Below are 10,627 nucleotides of genomic sequence, written 5' to 3' on the forward strand. Positions count from 1 at the left end.
GGTTGATGAAAATTTACATTTTCTGTATAAAAGGGGATTCTTGGAAACAAAACGATTATATTTATACAAGTTCGTGTAAATAGGTGAACGACAGCCACGTCTAAGGCGCTTACGCGAAAAACTTTCACAATAGAAATTGCATATACAGGTTTGCAATTTGTATATTTTCTGGCATAATAGCAGACGAGGACCCAATGCGTTGGGTTTATTTTGAACGTTAGTATGTAAGCGCTTTATAAAATCAATTAACTTTTTAAGCGCTTGTGAATTTATTCTGAGAAAGTCCCGTTAGTCTTTCACCGGAATTTTAGCGATGAAACTCACGGGAAATTGACCATTGACGCCCTTGATTTGAGTCTGAGAACACGAAAGGAAATCCATGATGAAAACGCTCACCGCAGCAGATTCTGCACACCCTGACCCAGCTACCACATCCCATTCGAAGGGACTGGGGCTGACCGCCTTAGTCTCGACCGTCATTACCTCTTGTGTGGGTGGGGGGATTTTCGCCTTAGCTTCCGACCTTGCCATCGCGGCGTCGCCCGGACCGGCCTTGATTGCCTGGGGCCTGGTAGGGTTTGGGACGTTGATGTTGGCCCTTTCCCTGAATAATCTGGTCCTGAAGCGTCCTGATCTGGAAGGCATCTTCTCGTACGCCGAAGAAGGGTTCGGTAAGTACGCCGGCTTCATTAGTGGTTGGGGCTATTGGATCTCCGCTTGGATGGGGACCGTGGCTTTTGCGACCGTGATGATGAACGCCATGGGGTACTTCTTCCCCATCTTTAACGGGACCAACAAGCTTCCCTCGGTGCTCTTCGCTAGCGTGGTGCTCTGGCTGCTCACGTTGCTGGTCAACCACGGAATTGAGAGTGCCGCGGCGCTTAACTCGTTGATTACGATTTGCAAGCTAGTTCCGCTCTTCGCCTTCATTGTGATCGCAATTCTCCTGTTCAAGGGGCAAGTCTTTACGGCCCATTTCTGGTATAACGTGGGAACCAATATGACGGGGTCCGGATCGATCGCCGCACAGATCAAGCGGTGCTTCATCATCATGATGTGGGTCTTCGTGGGCATCGAAGGGGCGACCATGTTATCGTCCCGGGCCAAGCAGAAATCCGATGCTGGGAAGGCCACTTTGATTGGGCTCTTTTGCATCCTGGCCATTTACATGCTGGCTTCGATCTTGCCGTACGGTTACTTGAGCCGTAACGCCCTGGCTTCAATCCAACAACCGGGAATGGTCTACGTGTTCCGGGAAATGGTGGGATCTTGGGGTGGCGCATTGATTAGCGGTGGGCTGATTATTTCCACGCTGGGATCGTGGCTATCGTGGACCATGTTGCCGGCCGAGACCACCCGGTTGATGGCCAACCAGCACCTGTTACCCCGAGCGTTTGGTAAGGCTAACCGCTACGGGACGGCGACGTTCTCGTTAGTTCTGAGTAGCGTGTTGATTCAGTTCTTCCTGTTGTCCCTGCTGGTGACCGACCGCGCCTACCAGATTGCCTACTCCATGTGCACCGTGGCGGTTACTATCTGCTACATCCTAGTGGCGGCCTACCAGGTCAAGTATGCGGTCCAGCATTTAAAGGAAAAGGGCAGCTATTGGCAACTAGCCGTGGGGATTCTCGCGTTAACGTTTGAAAGCACGGCCATTTACTTTTCCGGGGTCAAGTACCTGATTCTCTGCTCGATTGCGTATATTCCCGGGACCATCCTGTACCTGATGGCGCGGCGCGAAGCCGGAGCCCAGGTCTACTTATCGCACAAGGAATGGTTCTCCATGTCCGCCATTATGACCTGTGCGCTACTGGCTATCGTCTTTGTCTTGATGGGCCGGTTAGTCATCTAGCTAAAAATTTTCAACTCAAAAAGGCCGTCACAATTCCTGTGGCGGCCTTTATTGGTGTCCGATTAGTCGTTTAAGTTGTAACGGAGCTTCATATGTTCGGAGCCCATGATGACCATGTCACCCAGTAACTTGGTCTGACGCTTGAAGGATTCATTCGCCAGCTTTTCGTTAGCTGCTTGGAGGTAAGCCGTCACATCAGATTGATCGGCGATGGCAGCGTCCGTATCGTTTTGAATCTTCCGGTAAGCACCCATGGCTTCTAAGGCGAAGGTGTTCCGCAGATCAACGTACAGGTCGTAGTCGGTATCCCCTAAGAGGGCGGTGGTGCAGCTCAACCAGTACATATGGTTCATGTTGAACTCACCATCGGCGTCCTTGTAGACGGCCGGCGTATCGTTGACGTTTGCGTAGAATGGAACCACCGTGTTGAAAGTGTTGGCTCCAAAGGCCATCCAGTGAATCCCGGCGATTTCTTGCGGTACGTCGTTACGAATCTGCAAGATATGCACGTCGTGGTTCCGGTTGATACCGATTGGCCGGAAGAGGGTCTTGTCGGCTTCGGAGCCGTTACCGTAAACGTCGTACTTGGTGTTTTCGAAGTGGGAACTCAGGACAAACTTGACGTCTTCGATGGAAATCTTGCGGTTCGCGTGGCAGATGAACGGTAGGTCTTGTTCCATCGGATCGTGTTCAATTTCTGGGTTGAAGTACTTCTGACCGAACCACGCCCGGGGGTTGTTGTAGACCGTGTCCTTAATGGAGGCACTTCCGAAGATGTGGCGCAGGTTAACGCGGTCGAAGTCGGGGTTCAAGTGGTAGGTGGCGATGAGATCTTCTAAGTCGGCAGAACTCAACGTGTCATCGGCGTTAAAGTCGAAGTCGTCGATATTCATTCGGTTAGGCGCAACCACGTAAGCGTCATCCGGAATCCGCTTAGCGGCCCAGTGGTGGCCCCCGATGGTTTCTAACCACCAGATTTCGTTGTTATCGGAAAAGGCGATGCCGTTAGGTTCGTAAGTTCCGAATTCTTCCAGCAGGGCGCCTAAACGTTCGACCCCTTCCTTAGCACTGTGGATGTATGGCAGGACCAGGGTAACCAGGTCTTCTTCACCAATACCACCGTCAACGTAAGGGTCAATGCCTAAGACCCGGGAGTTGGTGGTGATGGTTTCGGTAGCGGACATCGCAATGTTTTCACTGTTGATGCCGGCTGCGGGCCAGATACCGTTAGTCAGGATCGAGTTAGGAATGGATGTGTAACGTAGAGGATTGTCCGGTAATTTGATTTGAACTTTACTGATGACCGATTGGTAATTCCGTGGTTGGTCTTCAGGGTTAACCACCACGAAGCGTTCTGGGTCGAGAGCTTCGTGCCCGTCGTCGTTCCGCGAAATGATCGTGGAGCCGTCGATGGAGGCCTTTTTACCCACTAAAATCGTGGTACATGAACCTTTAATTCTTTTCGTCATAGAATACGACACTCCTTTATTAAGTTAACTCGTATTATACCATTATCGGGGGTGGGGGATGAAGCCATCTGATAGGATGAAGGCTACAGCCTAGCCGTTGGTAGGAGTCAGCCGCCTTACCGGGCCCCCAGACAGGGCTGGAACGCCGTGGGCACAACTTCGAGCCGAAGAGCGGTCTCGAAGCTTGGCCTGATTCTAAGTCGGCTGGAGCCCGCCAACTAAGAATCATGTCACGGCTGAGCCCTGTCTGGGGGCCCTCTCGGCTCATGAAACGCGGGACTGGACATTCAGGATGGATTGGGAACGGTTCAGCCCGTTGGAATGGCACTTAGTCCTAGTTAAAGATTCCGTGAATTGGGACTGGAGGCGTCTTCGGGGACGTTTCCGTTCTCGGGGATGTAGTCGATCGAATCCACAATTCGTTTTGGAATGGGAATTTGTGGGTCAACGTGCGGATTGTTTAAGTGAATAAGATTATACGATTTCCGGTATTCACTGGGGGACAGTCCCGTGGATTTCTTAAAGCGCCGCATGAAAACTTTGGAGTCGTTAAAGTAGGAAGCGGCCGCAATTTGTTTGACGGACATTTCCGTTCTTATAAGGAGTAGGGTAGCGACTTCAATTTTGATGTGGTTTAGGTATTGAAGCGTCGTCATCCCGGTACACTTCTTGAATAGCCTGGTCAGATAGTCGACGTTCAGGTGCATGTTATCGGCAATTTCAGCTACGGTCAGCGTGCTCGACATATTAGCCCGGATCCATTCCTTCATATCGTTGATTTTCGCACTGTCACTTTGAACATCAAAATGGTTGAAATAAGATTTATAGAGCTGGATCAATAGCGCGGATACCAAATAGTCGCGTTCTTCGATGGAAGAAAGCTCGTTATGAATCGACAAAATCTGATGAATCAGGATTGTTGCGCTTTCGTAATCGGGTAGCCTGAAATGCAGGGGAAGGGAAAGCCGGTGTTTTGAATTCTTATTCGTTTTAATTTCCGAAAACATGGCATCCTCATCAGCTTCGAAGGTCGTTTCTTTATGTTGTGAAAAGAAATGAAGCCAGTAAAAATCGACGGGGGTATCGGAAGCTTGATAGCCACTCATCGGGGTAAATGGGGGGATTAGTACGATTTCGTTGGGGGATACCGTTATCTTTTGGTCATCGATTTGAAGGTAAATAGGCCCTTTTAGACAGAGAATTAATTCGTAGTCCCCCTTATGGTACATGGGACGATGGCACCAGGCCCCTTGAGCTGAGAATTCGCCGCCCTTGTAATAAAGTAGCGGTTTTTCAACTGAGAAAGTTGTAAAGAGCATGACTTACGCCTCCAATCTAAAGTCGGAAATAGTCACTAATTATACGAAAATACGTATTTAACTAAAAATCGGAAATGGTCACTAAATATACGGTAATTGATAAATAGACGATTGGTGACTAATGCACAATTAAATTAGCCAACTACAATTAGTCGGATATAAACACTTATTTTGTTATTATAGACCTTTTATATGTTTTTGGAAACGCTTACTATTAAATTGTAAATATGAGAGCCGTCATTGAGTTCGTGGGGAAATAACAATGGCCGACACGCGTGTCCGTATCATGATTTACGAATTTGTCATTTATTTTAAGGATTCGAAGAAAGGTGAGCCTAAGATGAACGTATTTGGAAAGTTATTTGCGAGTCAATCGATTATATCGTGGATTCTCCAAATTATTTTTATTGGGTTAGCGTGGAAAGTCGCTGATCATACCATTCCGAATAATTTAATCACGATTATCGGTGGGACAGTCCTGATGCTCCTGATCTATGTCAGCTTGGCTCGCGATAGTCAAAAGAAAATCTCGGATAAATGATGAGTATCTCAGTCATGTTTTTTTTGACCATGTGACTTAAATTGGAGGATTTAAACATGAATTCGAATAATACGGATCAAAATGTGGCGGCTGCGCAAGCCATGCTGGCCAGTGATAAGCTGCCATTTCATAGAAAATTAACGTACGGCTTTACGGATATGGCCGGGAACCTGCTTTATACGTTGATTGGTTCCTATATGTTGTACTTCTTCACCAACGTCTTTGGTTTAGCCGTGGGGACCGCCGGGGTGCTGTTACTCTTAGGGCGGTTTATCGATGCGCTGGGGGCGCCCATCATGGGGGTCCTAGTTGACCACACCCATAGTAAATACGGGAAGAATCGGCCATGGTTTCTGTGGATGGCCCTACCGTTTACCATCTCGGTTTGGTTGCTGTTTACCACACCAGCTCTGGGGAGCACGGCAAAAATTATTTATGCTGGTGCCATGTACATCGTTGCGGAATTAACTTACACGGCTTTATCGACCCCAATTACCTCCGTTTTACCCAATCTTTCAGCGAATTCGGATGAACGGACTTCGGCTAATTCGATTCGGATGGTCTTGGGGAACGTGGGAAATTTCTTTGCGGTCACGTTCGTGATGCCACTGGCTTCGTTCCTGGGTAACGGGAATGAACGGCGCGGTTGGTCGTTAGCCGTTGGATTATATGCAGTGATTGCCTTTATTGTCCTCATGATTGCCTTCTTCGATATGCGGGAAAAGAACATCGGAGAAGAAAAAATCATTACGATTCGGGAAAGTGTCAAAGCCACCAAGAACAACTGGCCATGGGTCCTCATCGTGCTGGCTAATCTGCTTTTGTGGACGGCCTACTCTGCACGGAATGCAGCCCTACCCTACTACTTCCAGTATAATTTAGATAATAAGAGCTTGATTTCAATTTTTAACGGGTTTTCTATCATTCAGATTATTGGGATGGCCGCCGTTCCGTTTGTAGTTAAGTACTTACATAAGTGGGGGACCACGATTTTAATGTTAGCCATGACTATGGTGGGACAAGTCTGGATCGGGTTTGCGGGAACTAACGTGACCTCGGCCTTAGTTGGCTGGTGCTTAGCCTGCATAGGTTCCGGTTCGGCCATGACCATGTTCTTCTCCATGGTTGGGGATACCGTTGACTTTGGTGAATGGAAAAACGGCATTCGGGCCAACGGTTTCTTAACGGCGATGGGCGCATCATTCTGTATCCAGATGGGGTCCGGGATTGGCTCCTTCATCGCGGCCAGAATCTTGGCGGCGTTTGGCTTTACAGCAGCGAAAGCCGCTCAGGCGGCCGAAAGTTTATCCGCCATTAGCTTCACGTTCATCTGGGTACCCGTGATCATTTACGCGTTAAGTGCCGTCTGCATGGTGTTCTACCGTAAGTGGGAAAAGCATGAACCAATCGTGACCGAGGAATTAGCTGAACGGCGGGCCCAGGAAGAAGCCACGACGGAACACTAGTCGGTTAGGATGGTCGTGAACTGGTTATTGAATGAGATGTTTGGTAACGCTGATTGGCAGCAAGAAAGGAAGACATAGAGAATGCAAATGACGGAAGATAAGCTCCAACTCAAACATGTTGAGATTACATCGGACTTCTGGCAACGCTATCGGGAACTAGTGGTGAAGGAAGTGCTCCCGTATCAGTGGCAGGTCATGAATGATGAAGCGGACATTTCAATTTCAGAGGATCCGCAAAACAATGGGCAAGATAAGAACAGTCATGCTGTAGCGAATTTGAAGATTGCGGCTGGCCAGCAAACGGGGCACCACTACGGATTCCCGTTTCAAGATACGGATGTCTATAAATGGCTTGAAGCAGCGGCTTATTCATTTAATTATCATCCGGATGCCGATTTACGCAAGATTACGGATAACTTAGTTGACCTGATTGCGGATGCTCAGGAAGATGACGGCTACTTATCGACTTACTTTCAGATTGATGCGCCAGAGCGGAAGTTTAAGCGACTCCAACAATCACATGAGTTGTATACGATGGGGCACTACATTGAAGCGGGCGTGGCTTATTATCAAGCAACCCATAATGAGAAGGCTTTGGACACCGCCAAGCGGATGGCCGACTGCATTAACCGTAACTTTGGCTTAGGCGATGGTCAGATTCCAGGATTTGACGGTCACCCAGAAATTGAACTCGCTTTAGCGCGCCTGTATGAGATCACGCAAAACGACACGTATTTGAAGTTGGCCCACTATTTCTTGACCCAACGTGGTCAGGATCCAGACTTTTTTGATAAGCAGCTTGCGGCAGATGGCAGTTCGACCGACCGGGATATTATTCAAGGCATGCAAGATCCCGACTTAACGTATTTCTTAGCGGCAGAACCAATCAAAGACCAACAAGTTCCCCAAGGGCATGCAGTACGGGTGGTCTACCTGTGTACGGGGATGGCCTACGTGGCCCGTTATACGCACGACCAAGACCTCTTGGACGCTTGTCACCGATTTTGGAATGATCTGGTTAAGCGCCAGATGTACATTACGGGAAATATTGGGTCGACGACCACCGGTGAGGCGTTAACCTACGACTATGATTTACCTAATGACACCATGTATGGTGAAACTTGTGCGTCCGTGGGGATGGCGTTCTTTGCGCGTCAGATGCTGCATTTAGATGCTAAGGGTGAATATGCAGATGTTCTGGAAAAGGAGCTCTTTAATGGCGCCCTTAGTGGGATGTCCTTGGACGGCAAGCACTTCTTCTATGTAAATCCGTTGGAAGCTGATCCGGTGGCCAGCAAGCTGAATCCGGGTAAATCGCACGTCTTAACGCACCGCGCGGATTGGTTTGGCTGTGCTTGTTGTCCAGCTAATCTGGCTCGGTTGATTACGTCGGTCGATCACTACTTGTACACGGTTAAAGACCGTACGATTTTATCCCACCAATTTATCGCGAACCGGGCGACGTTGGCCAATGGTATTCAGATTGAACAGATGAATAACTTCCCTTGGGAAGGCGATATTCAGTACACGGTTCACAACCCACAGCAAGAAGCATTTAGATTAGGATTGCGGATCCCAGCTTGGTCATCTAAGTTCCAACTGACGGTCAATGGTCACGCTGATACAGCCACGGTTCAGAATGGTTTTGTCTATTTGGACCTCGCTGAGGCAACCACGACGATCACGCTGAGCCTGGATATGACGGTTAAGTTTATGCGGGCTAATAACCGGGTGAACGCTGATTTCGGTAAAGTAGCTGTTCAACGGGGGCCAATTGTCTATGCCGCTGAAGCGGTAGATAATCAGCAATCGTTAGGCCAGTATCAAGTATCTCCTAGTGATACCACCCATTACCAGTTCGACCAACAATTGTTGAATGGGGTAGGTGTTGTGACGGTTGATGCGCACCGAGCAGTGACGGATGATACGACTCCAGCTCTGTATACCGACCAGGATAGTAGCCAAGAGACGGCATCGTTAACGTTGATTCCATACTATGCATGGGCTAATCGCGATGAGGGACAAATGCGGGTTTGGCTGAATCGGCAATTTCAGTAAATAGTTATGAGGGCTACCCGAATGGGGGTGGCCCTTTTTGGGTCGAACAGGTTACTTGGCCCCCCTGACCCTTATCAGGTAAACTAGTCTTAGATTGAACGTAGGTACTAGTAAAGGAGATAAAGATGGGAAAGAAAATTGTGATTGTTGGTGGTGTGGCCGGAGGTGCTTCCGTCGCGGCTCGCGCACGACGCCTGGATGAGCAGGCCCAGATCACCATTTACGAAAAGGGACCAGACGTGGGCTTTTCGAACTGTTCGTTACCCTATTACCTTTCCCGGACGGTCGCTTCGGCGCAGAAATTGGTCATGATGACCCCTAAACGGTTCAAGGCGCAATATAACGTGGATGCCGTGGTCAACCATGAAGTCGTTGCGATTGACGCGGCCGCACGTACCGTTAAGGTCCAGAACTGCCAGACCGGCGACTTGACCACCGACCACTACGATGAGCTGTTCTTGGCACCCGGGACGGTGGCCAATCGTCCGCGTCAAATTGCGGGCATCAACGGCGACCAGGTCTTCACGATGCGCAACGTCACCGACGTAGTGGCGTTAGATGACTACCTGCACGACCACCACGCGACTCACGTGGCGGTAATCGGTGGCGGGTTTATCGGTATCGAGACTGCGGAGAACTTGACGCGGGCGGGGTACCGGGTGACCCTGATCGAGCAACGGGCGCAGGTTCTGCCGACCCTAGACGATGAACTGGTTCAGATTATCCATAAACACCTGCGCGACCACCACGTGAAGCTCTTGCTTGGACAACAGGTCACAGAAATCTCAAAGTCAGAGATGACCTTGGCGACCGGGGAGACCGTGCCCGCGACTGCAGTGGTCGTGGCCGCTGGTGGGACTCCGGCCGTACAAGTAGCCGTTGAGGCCGGTGTGACCTTGGGCGCTACGGGGGCCATTCAGGTCGATCAGCAGTACCGCACCAATCTGCCGCACGTCTACGCGGTGGGGGATGCCATCGAGGTGCCGGACGCGTTGACCCGCCAAGCCAGACAATTAGGATTGGCCTGGCCGGCTCAGATGGAAGCCCGCCGTGCCGTCGACCACGTGTACGGACGGCCAACGCGTAACCGGGGGTTCTATGGGGCCCAGTGTCTGCCGGTCTTTGAGCTGAACGTGGCGACGGTCGGCTATACGGAGGCGGCCAGTCGAGCACAGGGCTGGTCTGTTAAGAGTGCGCTGGTGATTTCGGAAGATAAGGTGGGGTTGATGCCCGATGCCCATCCCATTTATTTAAAGGTCGTCTTTGATGCCCTGACTGGTGAGATTTTCGGTGCCCAAGCCGTAGGTAAGGGGGATGTCGATAAGCAGGTCGACATCGTGGCCACGGTGATGCAACAACACGGGACCGTTGAGGACTTGGGCGACCTGGAGCTGTGTTACCAACCCGAGTTCAGTACCACCAAGAACGCGGTGAACTTTGCGGGTTTGGTCGCCACGAACCTCTTAAACGGGGAGTATCGGCAGGTCCCCGTCACTGCCGTTCGTGACTTGGTTGCCCAGGGAGCCGACATTATTGACGTCCGGGAACCCGGTGAATATGCGCGGGGACACGTGGTTACGGCCCGCAACATCCCCTTGAGTCAATTCCGGCAACGCTTAGGGGAAATCGCGCATGATCACCCGGTCTATCTCCACTGTGCTTCGGGGAAGCGTAGCTATAACGTGACGCGAGCCTTGAAGAACTTGGGGTATGCCAACGTGGTCAACGTCTCAGGGTCGTTTAACGCCCTATGCGAGTACGAGTACTTCCGCGACGTGACGGAGCAGCGTAAGCCCATCGTTACGGCGTACAGCTTTAACTTATAGCGGTAAAAAATGATGACCACCCGTCATTGGGTGGCCATCATTTTTAGTATTGCCTTTAGGCCCAGTTGAGCGCGCTAAAGCGTGCGAAACAAAAAC

Annotated in this window: 7 protein-coding genes; 5 read left to right on the forward strand and 2 right to left on the reverse strand. The window is 50.2% G+C overall.

Features of this window, described 5'->3' with window-relative positions:
• Positions 1-382: 382 nt before the first annotated feature.
• Positions 383-1,852, forward strand: a complete 1,470-nt coding sequence (gene arcD, locus FD30_RS01690; RefSeq protein ID WP_371862348.1) for an arginine-ornithine antiporter — start codon at positions 383-385, stop codon at positions 1,850-1,852.
• Positions 1,853-1,914: 62 nt separating this feature from the next.
• Here arcD and FD30_RS01695 read toward each other — a convergent pair whose 3' ends face one another.
• Both FD30_RS01695 and FD30_RS01700 read right to left on the reverse strand, forming a co-directional pair.
• The gene (locus FD30_RS01695; protein ID WP_056943641.1) at positions 1,915-3,321 is read right to left on the reverse strand and encodes a C69 family dipeptidase; all 1,407 of its coding nucleotides are present in this window, start codon (positions 3,319-3,321) and stop codon (positions 1,915-1,917) included.
• Positions 3,322-3,659: 338 nt separating this feature from the next.
• The gene (locus tag FD30_RS01700; protein WP_056943642.1) at positions 3,660-4,640 is read right to left on the reverse strand and encodes an AraC family transcriptional regulator; all 981 of its coding nucleotides are present in this window, start codon (positions 4,638-4,640) and stop codon (positions 3,660-3,662) included.
• Positions 4,641-4,980: 340 nt separating this feature from the next.
• Here FD30_RS01700 and FD30_RS01705 point away from each other — a divergent pair, with 340 nt between their 5' ends.
• From FD30_RS01705 to FD30_RS01720, 4 genes are all read left to right on the forward strand, one after another.
• A complete protein-coding gene (locus tag FD30_RS01705; RefSeq protein ID WP_024746816.1) occupies positions 4,981-5,181 on the forward strand; it encodes a hypothetical protein in 201 nt (66 codons plus the stop codon).
• Between the two features lie 56 nt (positions 5,182-5,237).
• A complete protein-coding gene (locus FD30_RS01710) occupies positions 5,238-6,647 on the forward strand; it encodes an MFS transporter (RefSeq protein WP_056943643.1) in 1,410 nt (469 codons plus the stop codon).
• A gap of 81 nt (positions 6,648-6,728) precedes the next feature.
• Positions 6,729-8,705, forward strand: a complete 1,977-nt coding sequence (locus FD30_RS01715; RefSeq protein WP_056943644.1) for a glycoside hydrolase family 127 protein — start codon at positions 6,729-6,731, stop codon at positions 8,703-8,705.
• Between the two features lie 125 nt (positions 8,706-8,830).
• Positions 8,831-10,531, forward strand: coding sequence for an FAD-dependent oxidoreductase (locus FD30_RS01720; RefSeq protein WP_056943645.1), 1,701 nt, complete (start codon positions 8,831-8,833; stop codon positions 10,529-10,531).
• Positions 10,532-10,627: the final 96 nt, after the last annotated feature.

Source organism: Levilactobacillus namurensis DSM 19117 (genome assembly GCF_001434785.1).
GTDB lineage: Bacteria > Bacillota > Bacilli > Lactobacillales > Lactobacillaceae > Levilactobacillus > Levilactobacillus namurensis.

Bases quoted from the DNA above. Each gene is read 5' to 3' on its own strand.
- FD30_RS01710 (WP_056943643.1), top strand. From the start codon at position 5,238: ATGAATTCGAATAATACGGATCAAAATGTGGCGGCTGCGCAAGCCATG.
- arcD (WP_371862348.1), top strand. From the start codon at position 383: ATGAAAACGCTCACCGCAGCAGATTCTGCACACCCTGACCCAGCTACC.
- FD30_RS01720 (WP_056943645.1), top strand. From the start codon at position 8,831: ATGGGAAAGAAAATTGTGATTGTTGGTGGTGTGGCCGGAGGTGCTTCC.
- FD30_RS01705 (WP_024746816.1), top strand. From the start codon at position 4,981: ATGAACGTATTTGGAAAGTTATTTGCGAGTCAATCGATTATATCGTGG.
- FD30_RS01695 (WP_056943641.1), bottom strand. From the start codon at position 3,321: ATGACGAAAAGAATTAAAGGTTCATGTACCACGATTTTAGTGGGTAAA.
- FD30_RS01700 (WP_056943642.1), bottom strand. From the start codon at position 4,640: ATGCTCTTTACAACTTTCTCAGTTGAAAAACCGCTACTTTATTACAAG.
- FD30_RS01715 (WP_056943644.1), top strand. From the start codon at position 6,729: ATGCAAATGACGGAAGATAAGCTCCAACTCAAACATGTTGAGATTACA.